Raw genomic sequence first — 18,784 nt, 5'->3', positions numbered from 1 at the left:
ATCTTCCCTTTTAGGGGGATTTTTGTAGGAACTCCTTCGAATTCGAAGCGGATTTTGGTTTTTCACCGTAAAACCCTCCGGAGAATTCTTCTTTGAGCTCATTTCTCCTCTCGAGAAAAGGTAGGAACTCCTATTGCTCGCTGATAAGGTGATCGGCGTGGAAGAACATACGTTCGAAGCACCGAAAGACGCTTCTTACCGAATACGTTCCCGCATCGGTCAGAAGAAACGTTTTTGACGAAGTTAGATTGTTTTCGTTGAAGAGTGCAGATCCAGAGCAGGCGCTTCCTGTGTAGACGCTAACGTTTGCCGTTCCTTGATTGTTTAGAGAATTGGCGTTTACTTGAACCGAGATTCGAAAATTCGTCTCGAGAGCCGTAACTGCCCAAATCATAAGAGCTTCCTGATTAAAAAATTTTCTCTCTCCTTTTCCCTTGAATCTAAAGAAAGTGTTTTGAAAATCGCATTCAATATTTATTATTTTCTTCAACGCGTATTTGATCAAAACGATCCGGATGGATTTGGAAGAAATGGGAAACGATTCAACGAAGGTTTTTTTCGCGGAAATCGAAAAATGAAACAGGAGCGTCGTCGGTCTTTAACTTGAAGAATCCGAATCAAAAAAACCGGAATTGCTTCCGGCTTCTACTTTTTAGTCTTTCTTAAAAAGATTTCTGGTTCCGATCCAGATTTCGGGAAGATAGGCTCCAATAAGAATCAAGATTAAACCGCCGACTGTCCACTTCGATAAGAGGACATTTTCGGTAAAACGAGTCAGGCCGACGTTTAAGATACTTACGTACCATCCGATTGCGATGAGAATGATTCCGACTGTGTGAGGAATGATGTAATGGAGAATCGTATTCATTTTGGTTCCTTTTTCAAAAACTAAGAATGAGGAGATTTTGCAAAGAAAGCAATGGGATTCAAGTGGTTTTCGAGTTGCTTAGAATCCGGATTCTCGGAAAGTTTCAGCTATGTCTCAAAATGAAAACTGGAACGACGAGGAAGAGGATTTTCCGATTCCCGTTAAGGAAGCCGGAAAGACGGAATCCAGGCTTTCCGCGCTCTTATTCAATCTTCTCAATCATCATTCTCCCATGAGTTTTACAAAAATCCGTTCCTTACTTCCGGATCATTATCAGAATTTGGAGAATCCGGATTCCGATCGGAAAAAACTTTCCAGAGACGTGGAGGAATTGGGAGAACTTGGTTTTTTTGTTCGTTCCACTCAGGAAGGTTACGTCTTAGATCGAAACGTTTCCAATCGAGAATTAAAACTGGAAAAGGATGAATTACAGGTTCTCGCGGAAATGATTCTAAGATTCTATCAAGAATCTCCGTCTCTCGAACTCTATTCCCTTTCTCAAAAGCTCTTTGAAGGAAAGTTGGACGTTTATCCCGAGTTGGAGATGGATTTAAAAACGCAGAAAACTCTCAGCCAAAATGAGAGTAGCTCGGCGGAAGAAATTCTAAAGAAGCTCCTCGAATCTTTGAAAACAAAATCCCCGATCCAGTTTTTGTATTATAAAACGTTTCCGGAAGAAACATATCGAGTGGAAGTCGATCCGATCCGATTGATTCGAAAGAATTCGGAAGACTACTATCTTCTGGCTTACGATCGAAAGAAAAAAGAAAGAAGAAGATTTATCATTCCTAAAATTTCAAAATTAGAATCGATCGCGGAAAATTCTCTCTATCAACCGCAAGGGCTCAAAAAAGAAATTTCACAGGATTGGGTTCTGCATTCCGCGCTTTTTCAAGTTCACGCTCCAATCGAAGTGGAATTGATCTGCGACCCCGAGTTTTCCTATAAGATAAGAAATGCAATATCAGAAATTCCTTATGAAGAATTTACAAGAGGTTCTTTTCGATTGAAAATAACGAATCAGGAAGGATTGTTTCCGTTTTTAATCGAAGCAAGAGACACGATTCAAAAAATTCTTCCGGAAACCTTGGCGCAGGCGTTCCGGAAGAACGTCGAACAAATGTCGTTCAATTATCAATCGTTTTCGGAGAACGTTTGAATTGAAACCGGAGTTCTAATTTCTAAACTCAGAATTTTCTAAAACGATTGCGATTCCTTGTCCACCGCCGATACAAAGAGAAGCGACTCCGATTTTTTTGTTTTTTCTTTTGAGTTCGTAAGCAAGGGATAGGGTGACTCTCGCTCCGCTTGCTCCGAGAGGATGTCCGATCGCAATCGCGCCGCCGTTTACGTTTGTCTTCTCGGGATCCAATTTTAGTTCTCGGATTACGGCTAACGTTTGAGAAGCGTAAGCTTCGTTGATTTCAAAAAGATCCACGTCTTCGATCTTGATTCCCGCATGGGAAAGGGCCTTTGGAATCGCAAAGACCGGACCGAGTCCCATCATCTTCGGATCGCAGCCGACGTTCGCATAACCGAGAATATGTGCCAAAGGTTTCAGCTTCGCATTCTTCGCCCAGTTCTCGGAGGAAAGAAGAACCGATGCGGCGCCGTCGTTGATGCCCGATGCATTTCCCGCAGTAACACTTCCGTCTTTTAAGAACGCGGTAGGAAGGTTCTTCAACTGATCCACACATTCCGCTCCTCGGATCTGTTCGTCCTTTTGAAGAAGAACAGATTTTTTACCCTTGGTCTGAATCGGAATCATTTCATCGGAGAAGGCGCCTTGAATCGTCGCTCTTTCCGCGCGGACTTGAGAAATCCCGGCCCAGTCGTCTTGATCGGCTCTGGAAATTTGAAAGTGTTTCGAAATATTTTCAGCCGTCATTCCCATCGTAAGATCGACGAAACAATCGGTAAGACTTTGCGCGAGCCGATCCTCGGTGATCGAATTTCCGTATTTGTTTCCCCATCTTGCGTTTTTTAAAACGAAAGGCGCGTTGCTCATGGATTCAGTTCCTCCCGCGAGAATCAGTTGGTTCTCTTTGGAAAGAATCTTTCTCGCACCTGCGATAATACTTTCCAGTCCGGAACCGCAGAGCCGATTGAGAGTCAAGGCGCTCGAACTTTCAGCCAGGCCGGATCGAAGCGCGATATGTCTTGCGAGATACGCGGAATCCTGATCATCCTGTATTACATTTCCGTAAATCGCTTCTTCGATCTCTTTTGGATCGATTCCGGTTTTGCGGATCGTTTCTTTTGCCGTGATTACTCCCAATTCGGAAGAACTAAAATCTTTGAGTCCTCCGCCGAATTTTCCAAACGGAGTTCTCGTTCCGTCGATGATTACCGTCATTTTTTGCTCCTTTTAGTGTATATGCACTATTTAGTGTCTGTAAGTTAGACGAAGAAGGTTTTAAATCATTCTTCCAAAGCCGTTTTTAATACCGGGAGTTTTCTTACCTCCGAAAGAATTTTTAGCGTGTCTTTGAATTTCGTTTTTCCGAGGTCGTTCCTGAGGGAATCTTGGGCTTGTTTCCAGAGTTCGATTCCTTCCGTAAGTTTGGATTCTCCTTTTTTTGTGAGGAAGATGGAACGCACGTTTCCCGTATCTTTTTTTTCGATTCGAATCAATCCGTCACGATTGAGGATTTCTAAACTTCTCTGAAGGGTAGTTCTATCGATGTCGGTGATTCTCGCGAGATCGGTGATACTCGGTTCTTTTTCGTAAGCGATGCTTGTCAATACGGTGAATTGAGTGATTCTTAACCCGGAAGGTTTCAGAATGAAATCGTAAAACGTCGTGATCAATCGAGTCGTTCTTCTCAGATTGAGATTCAGACAAGAAAGGCCGATGACTTTTAAATCCTCGTTTGAAAACTTCACGATCGAATACCTCTTGAAAACCAATTTTTAATTCTCGAATCAAAAGACAATCTGATCCCGAATGGGATCGGTTCTAAATTCTATGGAAGAATCCTTTGGTCCGATTCTAACATAGCAAGCGTCTTTCGAAATGGAAATAAATCTTTCATCCGACTAAAGCCGCTTCCTTATTCTCCAAGTTGAATTTGAATTCTCCCATCTTTTCTAAAACTTCCGCGGGTAAGAATGCCGGTTTTTTGGTTTCGAAGTTGATCCACATTCCATAGGAGCGAACCTTACTCACGATTTTTCCGTCGGATTCTCTTTCCAATTGTTGATGAAAGATCGCGCGTGTCCTTTTGATAAACTCAACTCTGGTTCTAACGATTACCGTATCCGGATATTTTAGATCGGAAAGATATTCGTATTCGGCCTTGTAGACGATTGGTCCGATTCCGGTTTCTTTCATACTTTGCAAATCCACGCCGGAGCTGATAAAGGCCTTCATCTTTGCTTCGTCGCAGTAGGAATTGTAATTCTGATTGTTTACGTGTCCGTTTACATCCGTATCGCTGAATCGAACGGGAATCTTGGATTCAAAACGAAATGTTTCTTCCATTTTAGTTTTCCTCCTCGGGATATGATTATATAGTGTATATGCACTATATAAGAGTCAAACAAAATTTGAAAGATTCTCCAGTAGATTGGATCAGAAGCTCCAATCAAAAGAGGGAAGAGATATGGTTTCATAAAACTTCCGTCTTTGTTTGGTGTGAAATTGGATTCTAAAGTTTACCATTCTCCCGTATTGGGCATGGAAAGCCAGGGTTCTTCCGGCGGAAGCGCGTGTCCTTTTTGAAGAAGTTCTACCGAGATCAGATCCGGGGAACGGATAAAGGCCATTCTTCCGTCTCGAGGAGGGCGGTTGATCGTAATTCCTCTTGCGGAGATTCTCTCACAAGTCTCGTAGATGTTTTCGACTTCGAAAGCGAGATGTCCGAAGTTTCTTCCGCATGTATAAGGATCTTTTTGTCCCCAGTTGTATGTCAGTTCGATTTCCGGCGCGTCGGGTTCACCCGTGGATAAGAATACGAGAGTGTATTTTCCTTCCGGATGTTCTTTCTTACGTGTGACGACGAGTTCGAGGGTCATGCAAAAAAAATCGAGAGCCTTCTCTAAGTCTTGAACTCGAATCATTGTGTGAAGGTATTTCATGGTTTCTCCAGTTACAAGAATCGGACGTAGGATGGATTATTCAATTCGTAAAAAAGGAAATTTCTTTCCAACTTCGGTTTCGTTTCCTTCGAGTTCCGGAAGGATTTGTGGGAACTCTTACACCCGATTTTCGAATTTTGATCTATTTTCCGAGGAAAAAGTAAAGGGAGGGAAGGGGCTCCGGGAATTTTTTCTTAAAAAAAGAATGCTGACTTTTTGAGCGGAAAAAGTAGGAACTCCCCCTTTTTCGAAAAAGATCGGGCTATTTTTGAGGGGAGCCGTTCGGAGTTTTTATGAAATGATTGTCTTCGCAATGAATCAAAGGAGGAAACGGGGAATGATTTTTTTAAAAATTTGTAGGAACTCCTACGAAATTTCAAAAGTAAGAGACATAATTTACTAGTTTACGTCGAGGTAATTGCCGTTTTCTGCGCGAGTTTGCTTTTTATTTTGGTAAGAATTCTATTTTTTAAGCTTTGGCGTTGATATTATAAGCAAAATTTTTAATAAATAAATGCCTAAAATATAGACAAAGTAGTTGGGAGGGGCAATTGTCCTGATTTCTCTCAGAAAAATGGGTTCGAGGACGATTCTGGATACAATTTCCTCAAGTGAGTAAGCAATTTGAGAAAGAATTGTTTATAAAATAAAAGTCGATGTCTTCAAACAAAACAATCGTATTTCGATTAAGCAATAATTCTTCTTCTGTGTTCATAGCAATCAAACCTATAATGAAAATTGCAAATACTAAGCTGCTCCATCAGAGAATGCACCCTTTCGAGTCAGCCTCTCGTATTGGTGCTTAATTAAAATAGAATATTCTTAATATTGAATATATTAAATTGAGTGGCTGGAGTTTTTTATGAGGAAAACGGCCTTAGAATATTTTTTTGATTTATTTATCAAAGAGCCTTTGTCTAACTGGTAATGAAGATTCGTTCTTCAAAAAAATAAAAACTCATTTGAGGTTTCAATCATGACAAAAAACAAACTGATTTCTGTGGTTTCCCTTCTTGGCCTTTTGGCAACCAGTTCTGCATTTGCAGTATCCGATGAAGTTGAAGATCAACTCTTGGAGAAAGCGATCGTTGAAAGTGCAGTTACAAAAGAACAAAAAACTGCGGTAGGAAACTATCTGAAAGCCGTTGCTCAACAAAAAGCGACCAGAGCCGAAGAACTTCGTGAACTCGCAAGAAGATCTACCGGTGGAAAATTTCTCGCAAGCAGCGCTCAGTCTCAAAAATATTTAAAACAAGCACAAGCACTGGAAAGAGAAGCTCAAAGATATCAATCCGTTCTTGGAAGTCTTTAATCTTTAAATCGGCCTGTTTTTCTTAGGCTGAATGAGAAGGGCGTCTTTAAAGGCGCCTTTTTTATTGTACACAAGTGATTTGGATTCTTTTATAAAATCCTGATTTGTTTTGTAAGAATCAAATCGGTTTCAAGAAATCTTGCTCTGAAAAAAGTCGAGATCTCTTTTAGTTTGTTTTCGGTTTTGTCGCGGAAGATTCTCTATTTGGATTTGCGAAACAGCTCAGGGAAAGTCCTTCTACGAGATAGCAGATCGCTTCCGGTGAAATACATTTGTGTCCGTCGTCATATGTCTGTCCGTTGATGATGAGTTCAATTTTTTGACAGACCATTTTTTCTTTTACTACCTGGTTTACTTCCTGGGCCCAAAAGCTTGCGGAAGGAATGGAAAGAAGTAAGAAGAGAATGGATTTCTTAAAAAGAGCATTGTGATTTCGTTTCATAGGTCGTTCTTCTTTTGTTAATGGTTACTTTAGAATAGTCGTACTCATTTGCTTTCTCTGTCAATCAAAGGTTTGAGACCATTCTTACCATCTTTTTTGTTCCAGATTTGAAAGGATCCAAAGGCAAGGATGGGGAGAAGAAAGATTCCGATCCAAAGTCCGTTGATCGGGTTCTTCCAAGAATTTTCCAGGTCCGTCCAGGAAGGTAGATAAGGAAGAATCGATTCCGGAAAAAATCCGAACCTCTTTCCCGGGTCAGGTTGCATCACGTGATACAAGGATGCAGTGTGATCAAACCAGTATTTTCCGATCCAGATCTGATACGAAACCGCAAGAATCAAGATTCCTTGTGAGATTGTTTTAGAAAGGCTTTTGATCAGAATCCATCCTCCCAAAAAAGGGATAAACCAAAGCGCCGAAGACCCCCACTGGAATCTTCCTGGTAAAGCGAGACATCCGTACGAGCAGGGATGGCCTGCGTTCAAAGCCCATTGAATTCCTAGAGTAAGGAAGAGTAGAATCCCGATCTTTCTGAAATCACGTTTTTGAAAAAGATAAAACCAGCCGATACAACCGGGAATCCAGATCAAAGGATTTTGGAAAAAAAGCCCTTGATTACGATCCATAAAAAGGCCGAAGCCGACCGTGACCCAGTGCTCTATTCTGGAATCCAGTCTCGGGGGTGCGTTCTTCGCCGCGAAAAAGGATCCTTTGATGGAATCATACCAGAGATCGTTCCAGAAGAATAAGCTAAGAATCAACAATGCCCCGATTCCCAACGAGAGGATTCTCGGTTTTAACCCCCATTCTTTTTTGAATAGAAACCAGAGCAAAAGCGGAAGCATTGCCGGCATATTTTTTACGTGAAGCCAGGCCAAAAAGCCAAAACCGATTCCACATGCAAAAAGTAGAATATTCTGAAATTCTTTTTTGTTGGAGTGTGTTTCTAAATAGAGGAGAATGGAAAAAATGAAAACGAATAAAATCCCGGAAGGAAGATCCGGAAAAATCTGTCCTGCTACCATGGGAAAAGGAAGACTAATCGAATAGAGAAGGCTTAACAGCGCGGATTCTTCTCGAGCCAAATGAAAAATTCTTCCAATTCTATAGAATGCAAAAGGAAGAAGTCCGGTAAATAGAGCTAGAAGAATTCTCGCTCCGCTGATTCCGGAGAGCGCGTATCCGACTAAGACAAGCCATGAAGTTCCTATGGGGTGGACGCTGTATAATTTCCCGTTTTTTGGAATCGTATGATTTTCTACGTCGGTAGGTCCGAGAATCTTCTTTGTAATCGCGTCTTCTTCGTAATTATTTTTGAGATCCACGTCGGCGTCTCGGAGAATACTTTCGGCGATGATGAGATAGTGCGGTTCGTCCCCCGTGATCGGAAGTTTTTTCTTTTTTTCCCAACTCAATAGGGTCCCAGTGTAATAAAGGCTCGGGAGAAACAGGAGGAATATCCAGATATACTTTCGCATCCTTTTAAAAGTGTATGAAAATGCTAATTTGTCAATCAGGATGTTTTAGCAGACTTAACCTCGCTCGGAATGTGTGAGAAGTAGGAATAAGATTCTGATTTTAGTAAAAAGTCAGGCAGGAAATTTCAAAAAAAAACTTTTGAGGAATCGATTTTTTTCAGAGATTTTGATCTTTATGAAAAGTTCTAAGAACCGTTGAAGGTAATGGAATCAATATTTTTAAGTTCTGATGAAAAGATACAGTCACGGCTCGCTGAAAGAAGAGAGAAAGTAGTCACTCTTTTGATTCCCGAAATCTATTTGAATGGTTTGTCCCAGCGGAGGCTTCCCAAAAAACTTCCTTATCTCTTGAGGAGATATTCCAAATTCATGGCTTCACGAAGTCGTCTGAATTCGAAGGCGGATTCTATTCTTTATCAAAATCCTGGGAAAATGAGAAAAATGAATTTTAGGATGAATACTGGTTATTGGTCGATGTTGGGTGCCTTGGCTCAAACTCACGGAGTCTCTCGGTGTTTTCTTTTTAATTTTCTCTTGTCCTTGGAAGATGCTGAAGTGGGGGATTCTCTCGTGGAAGTTTTAAATGCAGGAGTTCCTACCTTTCATGACGTTTACAGATATATCTGGCAACTAGATCTAATACAAAACAGAATCAGTAGGTCCTTAGAATTCGATCCAAATCCAATAAGTCCCTTTTTCGACATGAGTTTTCCTTGGGCACGGCCTTTTTTGATCTCTTAGAGAATCGATTTAGAATCAAAAAAGCAGAGAAGGATTCTTAACCGGTTTTAGGAAGGGATTTTTATATTCATAAAAAGGATTCGGAAATGATTTGCTCTGCCTCTAATAAATATCCATAAAAACTTCGCTCATCTTCAAAGTATCATTCCCATCTTTCGCGCCATAACGGAATTTTTTTCAATCTGATTTCAAATTTTAGAATCTCAACGGCTTCCAATTCAAATCACACGGGCGAGATTTTTCGCATTTCCTGTTTACAAGAAAGCCCGGCGTTTTTAGTCTTGAGGACATTCCATGAATCCAAGCACGGTTCGTCTTAATTTTAAACTCAATCTCATTCGCCATCTTCGAGACGGAAAACGAATGACCCTGGAAGAACTTTCCAGCGTCACCGGAGTGACCAATCAAAAGGATCTCAAAGAACAACTCGGCGAATTATTTTTTCTCGGCGCGACCCCTCACGTAGCGGATTTGATTCAAGTGGATTATGATTCTGAAACGGATACGTTCGGATTGATTCTACCCTTTCGATTCGATTCCAGCCTAAGACTCAGCATTCGAGAATGGCTTACACTTCGCAATATTTTAGAAGAAACATCCGAATCAAACGTCGATCCACATACAAGTACGATAGCCAAAAAGATTCTTCAGAAAATTATTTCCATTCTTCCAATCACAGGACAGGATGCGTTGACTTCTTATAAGAATACGATTCAAGAAGCGATTCGAAACGGAAAATCTCTAATCTTAGAATATCAATCTCGAAGCGACGAAAAATCTTTGCAGAGAAAAGTCGATCCTTGGTTCCTCTTTCATTCTTTGGAAGATTACCTCTTGGGATATTGTCATGAAAGAAAGTCCCCTCGCAATTTTCGATTGGATCATATTCTTTCTTTAAAAGTCGGAAACGATCCGATCTCCCAGCCGGCCGGACAAACAAAGTCAAAATATATTCAAGAGTTTGAAATGTTTCGTAAGAATCAGGAGAATTCTTCCGGAATCGCAGAGATCTGGCATACAAAGGAAGTCTTTTATAATCTCGATCGTAAGCTCGGTCTCGAAAGAACGGGGGAAACTAAAACTCTCGAGAATGTCGTTTATCATTTATCCAAAGCAAAAATCCGGGAAGAATCCTGGTTTTTAGAAACGATTCTTCCGTTTGGAAAAAACGTGATTCTCAAAAGCCCTTCTTCTCTTGTAAAAAGAGCGATCGGTGAGATCGAGTTGATGCTACGTTAGGAGGAATCGATTTGCTTTCTCCTGCTAAGATCAATCTCGGTTTAGAAATTCCTTACAAGCGTCTCGATGGATTTCACGAGATTCGAAGTGTCTTTTTAAGAATCTCTTGGGGGGACGATATCGAAATCGAACCCGCAAACAACGGAGTTTTCGAACTCACCTCACAAAACGAAATTATATTAGAAAAACGTAAACTATACGATCAAGTCTCGGAGCTCGGGGATTACAAAAAAAATATCCTCTACAAGACGTTTCAAAAAGCGCGATCTCTTTTTCCCGAACTTCCCGGAGTAAAAATTCATCTTACAAAACGAATTTCTCCTGCGGGTGGCTTGGGCGGCGGAAGTACGAACGCCGCTTCTCTTCTCTCATTTCTCTTTTCTTGGCGTTCTTTTTTTACAACTGATGAAATGAAAAATCTCGCCGCCGAAATCGGATCCGACGTTCCCTTCTTTTTAGGAGAAGGAAACGCCTACGTTACGGGAAGAGGTGAGAATTCTCAAGAAATTGAAGTCCATTCAGGACAAGGAATTCTCGCATTGACTCCGCAGGTGATGAATACGGCGGAAATGTACTCCTTACTGAAAAAACCTTTACAAGAGGGGCCCTCTCAGAAAAATGGGAATACGCTGTCGGAAAATCTAATTTCTGTTCTAAAAAACGGAGATTGGAATGCCCTACAGGGTAGGCTCTTGAATGATTTTGAGCCGGTTGCCTTCCAACTTCATCCGGAATTGGGAGTTCTTAAGGACAGATTCCTGGAGTTTGGATCCAGTTATTGTTCTCTAACCGGTTCGGGTTCGAGTATGTACGGGCTGGTCCAGGGCCTTGAGATTCAGGAAGAACTGTTGCACAGGCTGAGGCAGGAATTCCCAAATCTCACTTTCGTACGATTCAATTTTTAGAAACTGGGCTGTCGCCAAGTGGTAAGGCAGCGGTTTTTGGTATCGCCATTTCCTAGGTTCGAATCCTAGCAGCCCAGCCAAATTGTATTACTGACATTTATTAACGATGAAACCTACTCAGGATAAGGTCGCTGTGGTATTAGCCGCAGGGAAGGGCACCCGCATGAAGACGGATCAGCCTAAGGTAGCGGTAGAGCTGAATGGCAAACCGCTACTCCTTCACGTACTCGACCACCTGAGAGCCTCCGGCGTAGAACAGATCGTCGTCGTTGTAGGCTATAAAAAAGAATTGGTTCAAAATCTTTGTGCCGGAATTCCCGGTATCTCTTTTGCGGAACAGACCGAACAACTCGGAACCGCTCACGCACTTCTCTGCGCCGAACCTCAGCTTAACGATTTTCACGGTTCCGTGATTGTTGCTTGCGGCGATGTTCCTATGATCACCGCAGAAACGTTTTCTAATATTGTAAAAGAACACAAAGAAAACGAATTCTCCGCAACGATTCTTTCAGCGGTTGTTGAAAAGCCGACGGGTTACGGAAGAATCATCCGTAATTCTTCCGGAGATGTTACGGCTATCGTGGAAGAAAAAGATTCTTCTTCCGAAGAAAAACTCATCAACGAAATCAATACGGGAACTTATGTTTTTGACGGAGAAGGTCTTTTTGATTCTCTCAGACAGATCGGGAACTCCAATGCTCAAGGAGAATACTATCTCCCTGACCTCGTGAAATTATACAGAAATTCAGGAAAGAAACTCGGTGCGATGAAATTAAAGAATCATCTTGAAAGTCATGGAGTGAATTCTCCCGAAGACCTGCAGATGCTTTCCGCTATGATCAAAGGGGAGGCCGTTCATCCATGAAAGGGGATATCGCCGTATTTGCGGGTAGTTCTAATAAACAAATCGCCGAAGAAATCTGCGCACATCTAAAGATTCAACCCGGCAAGATCAATCTTAAGAAATTCTCCGATGGGGAAATTTCCGTAAAGATCGAAGACAACGTTCGAGGAAGAGAAGTTTTCGTCGTTCAATCCACTTCGGCGCCGGCTAACGATCATTTGATGGAATTGATTCTTATCATGGATGCTCTTCGCAGAGCTTCCGTTTCGAGTATCAGCGTAGTGATTCCATATTACGGATACGGACGCCAAGATAGAAAGGTGGAACCTCGAGTTCCGATTTCTGCGAGAGTTGTCGCTGATCTTTTGGAAGTAGTAGGGCCGAACCGAATTCTTACCATGGATCTTCACGCGGATCAGATTCAGGGATTTTTTAAAGTTCCCGTGGACAATCTTCACTTTGCTCCCGTTTTGGCGGAGTATATCAATACAAAGAAGATCGAAGACTTAGTCATCGTATCTCCGGACTCGGGCGGCGCGGAACGTGCTCGCGCTTTCGGTAAAAAAGTAAACGGTTCCCTCGCGATCATCGACAAGAGAAGACCAAAAGCAAACGAATCCGAAGTGATGAACGTAATCGGCGAGATCGAAGGTAAGAATTGTATTCTTCTCGACGACATGATCGATACCGCAGGAACGATCTGTAAAGCGGCGGAAGCCCTTCTTAAACACGGAGCGAAGTCGGTTTATTGTGCCGCCACTCACGGAGTTCTTTCCGGAGAAGCGGTGAATCGAATCAACGCAACGAACTTCACCGAAGTAGTTCTCGCAAACACGATCGCGATTCCAGAGTCCAAAAAGATCAACAAATTGAAATCATTGTCCGTAGCTCCTTTGCTCGCTAACGCGATTCAAAGGATTCACACAAATCAATCAGTCAGCACTTTATTCGATTAAGGTTAGGTAATAAGAATGAGCCAGAACACTATTCACAAGATCGCAGTTAAAAAAAGAACAGAAACCGGTAAGAACGAAAACAATCGTCTTCGTGCTTCGGGATTAGTTCCAATCAATATTATCGGCGCAGGCATTGCAACTTCGGGTTCAGTGAACGAGAAAGAACTTGAAAAGATGGTTCACTCCGGAATCCGTCAGTCTACTCTCATCGAGTTGGACGTGGAAGGTCAAGGATCTCAAAAAGTTTATGTAAAAGAAATCCAAAGATTTCCTGAGATCGACAGAATCCGTCACGTAGACTTTTACAAAGTTGTTCCTGGTCAAAAGATCGTTACTAAGATCGGTATTGAAACTACCGGTATTGCTAAAGGTTCTAAAACCGGCGGACAGTTCGAACACATCATTCACGAACTTCGCGTTAAAACGATTCCTGAAGATCTATTAGAAAATCTTACTATTGATGTAACAGATCTCGATGTAGGCGACGCAATCAAGATCAGCCAACTCAAAGTTCCTGCAAGCTGGGAAATTTTGATCAACGGAGATCCGATCGTTACTTCCGTAAATAAAACCAAAGCTCTTCTCGCTGCAGAAAGAGCGGAAGCCCAAGGCGCCAAAGACGACGCTAAAGGCAAGAAAGGTAAGAAGTAATACGGAACTGACTCGGGTCTAACCTGAAAGATACAGATAGGTATTCATGAAGCTGATCGTCGGACTCGGGAATCCAGGAGACAGATACAACAATAACCGCTCAAACATCGGTTTCAAGATTTTAGATGTTATCGCAAATAACATCAATGTTGAAATCAAGACCAAGAAGAAGAAATCTCTGATTGGTCGCGGTGATTTTGAGGGGGAAGAAGTTGTACTCTTAAAGCCACAGACTTTCAGCGATCTTTCGGGAGAATCCGTTCTCTACATCGCTTCTTTTCTGAAAATACAAGTGGGAGAAATTCTTGTCATCCAAGAAGACTGGAGTCTCCCTCTGGGAAGAATCGTCGTAGACAAGGGAACCCAGGAAACCGACCATCCCGGAGTAAAATCCATAATTCAGTCTCTTCGTTCTCCAAATTTTATTCGGATTCGGATCGGAATCTGGAACGAGGGATTCGATCTCAAAGTGAGGGATTCTTTCTTAAAAGAAGATTTTGAACCTATGGAAAACTTGAGCTTGATTCAGATCATCAACGACGCGGAAGCGGCGATTCGTTCGATTTCTCTCGGAGATATCGACGACGTGATCGAAAAATATCATCTTTGATGTAAAAAATTCTGAACGAATTCGATTCCGACTGTTTTCCTTTTGGTCGTTTCGTTCAATTCTTCCTTGCCTTTTTGAAGAAACGTGAAATCCTAACAGAAGGAACCTCTTGCCTGTTTAATGTATCTCACAGGCGTCTAAGTTACAGGAGAACTCCATGAACAAGAACGTAAAAAATGTATTCTTTGTCCTAATCATTATGATGGTCGTTTTGATCATCGCTTATAATTATGAGAACAATGCCGGCGCGACTAAGGATATCTCCTATTCCGACTTTTTGAATATGTTGGAACCGGTAGAGGGGAAAAAACCTCTCGGTAAACTCTACAAGGGAACCGTTGATAAATACAACAAGATCCAAATCGAGAAAGATATAATCGAAGGATTTTATATTCCCGCGGAATATTCCGAATCTAAAACCGCGAAACCGGTAAAGTTCAGAACTACCGTCGCTCCGCTGGATAAAGATTTGATTGCTTCTTTAAGAAGAGCTAACGTTTCTTTCGACGCGCGTTCCGCCGAAGAAGGAAAATTCTGGAGCGTCATCGGAAGCAATATTCTTCTTATCGTAATATTGATCGGTCTTTTCTGGTTCATCATGATGAGACAGATTCAGTCGACCGGAAACAAAGCCTTCTCCTTTGGAAAATCCAAAGCAAAGATGACAGTCGATCCGAAAGTAAAAATTACTTTTGAAGACGTCGCGGGTTGCGAAGAAGCAAAAGAAGAATTAGTAGAAATTATAGAATTCTTAAAAGATCCGAAAAAGTTTCACGCGATCGGCGCGAGAATCCCCACAGGTGTTTTGTTAGTTGGTCCTCCGGGAACCGGTAAGACATTGCTCGCAAGAGCGGTTGCCGGCGAAGCGGGAGTTCCATTCTTCTCCATCTCCGGTTCCGACTTCGTAGAGATGTTCGTGGGTGTGGGAGCTTCTCGAGTGAGAGACTTGTTCGATCAAGGTAAGAAGAATTCTCCTTGTATCATCTTCATCGATGAGATCGACGCGGTCGGTCGTCTGAGAGGCGCGGGTCTTGGCGGCGGTCATGATGAAAGAGAACAAACTCTCAATCAGATGCTCGTCGAGATGGACGGCTTTGAAAAGAACGAAGGTGTGATCGTGATGGCGGCTACAAACCGCGCTGACGTTCTCGATCCTGCGCTTCTTCGTCCGGGTCGTTTTGACCGCCAGGTGATGGTGGATCTTCCGGATATCAGAGGAAGAGAAGAAATTCTAAAAGTACATTCTCGCAAAGTTCCGATGACCAGCGATATCTCCCTCCATTCGATCGCGAGAGGAACCCCTGGTTTTACGGGAGCGGATCTCGCAAACCTTATCAACGAAGGTGCGTTACTCGCAGCTCGTAAGAATAAGAAAAGAGTCACCCAGGACGAACTCGAAGAAGCGCGCGACAAGGTGCTCATGGGACCGGAAAGAAAATCTTTCTTCATGTCCGAGAAAGAAAAAGAAGTCATCGCTTATCACGAAGCGGGTCACGCGATTTTGGGAACTCTCCTTCCTTATACCGAACCGGTTCACAAGGTTACTATCATTCCAAGAGGACGCGCTTTAGGACTCACTCAGTCTCTTCCAAAAGAGGACAGACACATTCTTCCAAAAACATATTGGCTCGATCAGATCGTAGTCGCTATGGGCGGGTTCATCGCGGAAGAATTTAAGTTTGGAGTCACTTCCACAGGTTCGAGCAACGATATCCAACAGGCTTCCAATATCGCACGTAAGATGGTCTGCGAATGGGGAATGTCCGAAAAACTCGGAACCGTAAATTATGCCGGCGATCAAGCCAGCGTTTTTGTGGGAAGAGATATGGGTCACAGCAATAAATACTACTCGGAAGAATTTGCGGCGATGATCGACAAAGAAGTCCGTGAAATCGTTCAGACTTGTTTGAACAAAGGACGCGATCTGGTTCGTAAGAATGCTTCCAAGTTTGAAGGATTGGCGAAAGCCCTTCTCGCAAAAGAAACCATTTCTCATGACGAGCTGATGCTCATCGTTCATCCTGCGAGCGAAGACGGCACAAAAAAAAAGCCGGAAAAAACGGTTAAATCGAAGAAACAAAACGGAATCAAAACAAACCCCGCGTACAACGCCGGAATGGAATGAATCACTGGTTATTTAAAACAGAACCCGACGTTTTTTCGATCGATGACCTGTACAATTCTCCTTCCCATATCGCTCCTTGGGAAGGGGTAAGAAATTATCAGGCGCGCAATTTCTTGCGTGACAGTATTAAAAAAGGGGATCTAATTCTCTTCTACCATAGCCAGGCTAAACCCCTTTCCATCGTTGGAATCGCCGAAGTTGCAAAACAAGGTTATCCGGATCATTTCGCTTTTGATCCTTCTCACAAATACTTCGATCCGAAAAGTAAGAATGAGAATCCAACGTGGTACATGGTAGATGTAAAATTTAAAAAAAGATTCCCTGAACCTGTCACGATGGAAGAAATGAAAAAGCACAAACAACTTAAGAATATGGTGCTTCTACAGAAAGGTTCTCGCCTTTCTATTCAGCCAGTTTCTCCCGCGGAGTTTCAGTTCATTCTGGGACTTGCGGGTGTGAAACTTTGAAATTTAAAGTTCTACCGCTCCTCGTTTTACTTCTGATCGGAACCTTTTCGGTTTTCTCCGATTCTGCTTCCGTATTGGACAACGGCGTCTCGCAGCAACAATCCGCATTCTCCCTTTCCGAAAAGATGAAAGGCGAATTTTTAGGAAAAACTCTTCAAGTATTAGAAGATCCTAAAGGACAAATTCGAATCGAAGATTTTTCCAATCCGAATTTTCATCCGGAATGGAAGAATTTCGAAAAGGAAAGTCTTTCTAAAGGATATACTCAATCTACGTTTTGGATCCGTTCCAAGATTCATTTTGAAAAAATAGGCCACGGTTTTCAACCTTGGTTTTTAGAATTGGCCAATCCCGCTTCCGAAGAATTTATTCTCTATAAAAAACTTTCCCAATTTCCGGTTCGTTATCAAGAGATCAAACGCGTTCAGAGTATAGAATACTTTCATCCGGTCTATCGACTGGTCACTCAATACGGAAATACGGAAGAATATCTGATCAAGGTTTCTACCCGACGATCCTTGATTCTCAATTTAAAGGCTTGGACCGCTAACGAGTTTATCACGAACGTTCAAGTGCAGAATATTCTTTTCGGATTATTTTTCGGCGCCCTGCTCGTGATGCTCGTCTACAACGGTTTTGTCCTTTCGACCGTTAAGGAAGCGGGTTATCTTTTTTACGTTCTATATCTTTTGTTTTTCGGCCTCTGGCAGTTATCCGTAACCGGAGTCGGCAATCAATATCTCTATACATCCGCCCTAAAAACCTGGAACGACCTTTTGGTCCCGTTCGCCTATCTCGCAATCGTCTTTTCGATCCAGTTTACCAGGTCCTTTCTTCATACCGGAAGGACGATGAAAGTCACGGATTATATTTTAATTTCATTTATGATACCGGGGATCGCAGGAATTCTTCTTTCCTTTTTTCCTATATTCTATTTTTGGAATATGCAGGCTTTGACCTTGTTCCCGATTTTTACTTCCGTAGTTGTGATCTACGCGGGAATCGATCGTTATCGTCAAGGATATAGACCGGCTAGATTCTTTCTTCTTGCTTGGTCGGTGCTTGTCGCATTCATTCTGATTACCGTCCTCAGAAATTTATCCGTATTACCGAGTAACCTGTTTACCAACTGGGGATCTTTGATCGGTTCTCTTTTGGAAATGACTCTTCTTTCGTTTGCACTGGCGGATCGTTTTAAATCTCTTCAAGCCGAGAGTCTACAAACAAGCATCGATGCGTATGAGAATCAAATCAAACTTTCGGAGATCGAACAAGAACTGAAGATCGCGAGAGAACTTCAAGAATCGATTCTTCCCGATAAACTTCCGAAGGTGGAAGGAATCGAACTTTCTGTAAAGATGGAATGTGCGAGTTCCGTCGGCGGAGACTTCTATGATTTTCACGACTACGGAGACGGAAGGCTCGGCGTGTTTATCAGCGACGTCTCCGGTCATGGAATTCCCGCTGCGATCATCGCATCCATGGTAAAACTTGCGTTTTCTATCGAAGTCAGAAAGGCCGCGGAACCCGCCGAAGTTTTGAAGAATATTAACCGCGCCTTGATGGGAAAATACGGAAAACATTTTATCACCGCTGCGTATTTGATCATTGACCTTCATAAAGGTATCATAACGTATTCGAACGCGGGACATCCTCCGATTGCGATTCTCAATCATGGTAAGGGAGAATTTAGAGAGATCTTTCTTCCAGGTTGGATCATGGGAATCGATGGAAATCTTAAGAACGGTCAATTGATCATTCCGATCAAAAAAGAAGATCGTATCATCATGTTTACAGACGGTGTTACGGAAGCACGAAATCAATACGGACAAATGTTCGGTTATCAAAAATTTTATGATTTCTTAAAAACGAATTCCGCGATGCAGGGCAGAGCCTTAAATCAGCTCGTTTTTGATACGGTAAAATCCTGGTCGGGACGCGGGGATCAGTTCGAAGACGATATCACTCTGATGATTTTAGATTTGAACGGCAGGGTCGAAAAGGAAGAAGAACCGGCGGTTCCTCTCTATCAAGAAATCTCTCGAACGGGAGCTTAATCCGTTCGA

General features: G+C 42.4%; 20 protein-coding genes and 1 tRNA gene. 13 read left to right on the top strand and 8 right to left on the bottom strand.

Going from position 1 to position 18,784, the window contains the following annotated elements; all coding sequences use genetic code 11:
- Positions 1 to 130: 130 nt before the first annotated feature.
- Positions 131 to 394 (bottom strand): hypothetical protein, encoded by a 264-nt coding sequence (locus tag A0128_RS17215; RefSeq protein ID WP_156781869.1) that lies wholly within the window; start codon positions 392 to 394, stop codon positions 131 to 133.
- A 258-nt stretch (positions 395 to 652) separates the two neighbouring features.
- Entirely contained in the window at positions 653 to 868 is a 216-nt protein-coding gene (locus A0128_RS17210; RefSeq protein ID WP_069608632.1) for a hypothetical protein, read from the bottom strand.
- Positions 869 to 977: 109 nt separating this feature from the next.
- Here A0128_RS17210 and A0128_RS17205 point away from each other — a divergent pair, with 109 nt between their 5' ends.
- Complete coding sequence (locus tag A0128_RS17205; protein ID WP_069608631.1) at positions 978 to 2,027, top strand: helix-turn-helix transcriptional regulator; 1,050 nt, start codon at positions 978 to 980, stop codon at positions 2,025 to 2,027.
- A 15-nt stretch (positions 2,028 to 2,042) separates the two neighbouring features.
- On the opposite strand, the gene A0128_RS17200 is transcribed toward A0128_RS17205, so the two are convergent.
- The 4 genes from A0128_RS17200 to A0128_RS17185 form a co-directional block, all read right to left on the bottom strand.
- Positions 2,043 to 3,224 (bottom strand): thiolase family protein, encoded by a 1,182-nt coding sequence (locus A0128_RS17200; RefSeq protein ID WP_069608630.1) that lies wholly within the window; start codon positions 3,222 to 3,224, stop codon positions 2,043 to 2,045.
- Positions 3,225 to 3,289: 65 nt separating this feature from the next.
- Entirely contained in the window at positions 3,290 to 3,754 is a 465-nt protein-coding gene (locus A0128_RS17195; protein WP_069609371.1) for a MarR family winged helix-turn-helix transcriptional regulator, read from the bottom strand.
- A gap of 145 nt (positions 3,755 to 3,899) precedes the next feature.
- On the bottom strand, positions 3,900 to 4,352 hold the full coding sequence (locus A0128_RS17190) for an acyl-CoA thioesterase (RefSeq protein WP_069608629.1): 453 nt from the start codon (positions 4,350 to 4,352) through the stop codon (positions 3,900 to 3,902).
- Positions 4,353 to 4,525: 173 nt separating this feature from the next.
- Complete coding sequence (locus A0128_RS17185) at positions 4,526 to 4,948, bottom strand: VOC family protein (RefSeq protein ID WP_069608628.1); 423 nt, start codon at positions 4,946 to 4,948, stop codon at positions 4,526 to 4,528.
- 976 nt (positions 4,949 to 5,924) lie between these two features.
- Between A0128_RS17185 and A0128_RS17175 the strand changes: the two genes are divergently transcribed.
- Entirely contained in the window at positions 5,925 to 6,260 is a 336-nt protein-coding gene (locus A0128_RS17175) for an LIC10421/LIC12816 family protein (protein ID WP_069608626.1), read from the top strand.
- A gap of 166 nt (positions 6,261 to 6,426) precedes the next feature.
- On the opposite strand, the gene A0128_RS17170 is transcribed toward A0128_RS17175, so the two are convergent.
- Complete coding sequence (locus A0128_RS17170; protein ID WP_069608625.1) at positions 6,427 to 6,702, bottom strand: hypothetical protein; 276 nt, start codon at positions 6,700 to 6,702, stop codon at positions 6,427 to 6,429.
- Positions 6,703 to 6,746: 44 nt separating this feature from the next.
- On the bottom strand, positions 6,747 to 8,180 hold the full coding sequence (locus A0128_RS17165) for a hypothetical protein (RefSeq protein WP_069608624.1): 1,434 nt from the start codon (positions 8,178 to 8,180) through the stop codon (positions 6,747 to 6,749).
- Positions 8,181 to 8,384: 204 nt separating this feature from the next.
- On the opposite strand from A0128_RS17165, the gene A0128_RS17160 reads away from it, so the two are divergent.
- The 11 genes from A0128_RS17160 to A0128_RS17110 all read left to right on the top strand — a co-directional run bounded on the left by A0128_RS17160 (position 8,385) and on the right by A0128_RS17110 (position 18,775).
- A complete protein-coding gene (locus tag A0128_RS17160; protein ID WP_069609370.1) occupies positions 8,385 to 8,921 on the top strand; it encodes a DUF1564 domain-containing protein in 537 nt (178 codons plus the stop codon).
- 294 nt (positions 8,922 to 9,215) lie between these two features.
- On the top strand, positions 9,216 to 10,160 hold the full coding sequence (locus A0128_RS17155) for a helix-turn-helix transcriptional regulator (RefSeq protein ID WP_069608623.1): 945 nt from the start codon (positions 9,216 to 9,218) through the stop codon (positions 10,158 to 10,160).
- Positions 10,161 to 10,171: 11 nt separating this feature from the next.
- Positions 10,172 to 11,065, top strand: a complete 894-nt coding sequence (locus A0128_RS17150) for a 4-(cytidine 5'-diphospho)-2-C-methyl-D-erythritol kinase (protein WP_069608622.1) — start codon at positions 10,172 to 10,174, stop codon at positions 11,063 to 11,065.
- A 4-nt stretch (positions 11,066 to 11,069) separates the two neighbouring features.
- Positions 11,070 to 11,145: transfer RNA gene (locus tag A0128_RS17145), tRNA-Gln, on the top strand.
- Between the two features lie 26 nt (positions 11,146 to 11,171).
- Positions 11,172 to 11,930, top strand: coding sequence for a sugar phosphate nucleotidyltransferase (locus A0128_RS17140; protein ID WP_083244163.1), 759 nt, complete (start codon positions 11,172 to 11,174; stop codon positions 11,928 to 11,930).
- Entirely contained in the window at positions 11,927 to 12,865 is a 939-nt protein-coding gene (locus tag A0128_RS17135) for a ribose-phosphate diphosphokinase (protein WP_069608620.1), read from the top strand. Before A0128_RS17140 ends, A0128_RS17135 begins: the two co-directional genes overlap by 4 nt.
- A 15-nt stretch (positions 12,866 to 12,880) precedes the next feature.
- Complete coding sequence (locus A0128_RS17130) at positions 12,881 to 13,516, top strand: 50S ribosomal protein L25/general stress protein Ctc (protein WP_069608619.1); 636 nt, start codon at positions 12,881 to 12,883, stop codon at positions 13,514 to 13,516.
- Between the two features lie 46 nt (positions 13,517 to 13,562).
- Positions 13,563 to 14,126, top strand: a complete 564-nt coding sequence (pth, locus tag A0128_RS17125; RefSeq protein ID WP_069608618.1) for an aminoacyl-tRNA hydrolase — start codon at positions 13,563 to 13,565, stop codon at positions 14,124 to 14,126.
- Between the two features lie 157 nt (positions 14,127 to 14,283).
- Positions 14,284 to 16,251, top strand: coding sequence for an ATP-dependent zinc metalloprotease FtsH (ftsH, locus tag A0128_RS17120; protein WP_069608617.1), 1,968 nt, complete (start codon positions 14,284 to 14,286; stop codon positions 16,249 to 16,251).
- Positions 16,248 to 16,718: an EVE domain-containing protein gene (locus A0128_RS17115; RefSeq protein WP_069608616.1), complete on the top strand. Its 471-nt coding sequence runs from the start codon at positions 16,248 to 16,250 to the stop codon at positions 16,716 to 16,718. The genes ftsH and A0128_RS17115 overlap by 4 nt, the downstream gene beginning before the upstream one ends.
- Positions 16,715 to 18,775: a 7TM diverse intracellular signaling domain-containing protein gene (locus A0128_RS17110; protein ID WP_069608615.1), complete on the top strand. Its 2,061-nt coding sequence runs from the start codon at positions 16,715 to 16,717 to the stop codon at positions 18,773 to 18,775. The genes A0128_RS17115 and A0128_RS17110 overlap by 4 nt, the downstream gene beginning before the upstream one ends.
- Positions 18,776 to 18,784: the final 9 nt, after the last annotated feature.

Source organism: Leptospira tipperaryensis (assembly GCF_001729245.1).
Lineage (GTDB): Bacteria > Spirochaetota > Leptospiria > Leptospirales > Leptospiraceae > Leptospira > Leptospira tipperaryensis.
This window is presented reverse-complemented; position numbering and strand designations above follow the sequence as displayed.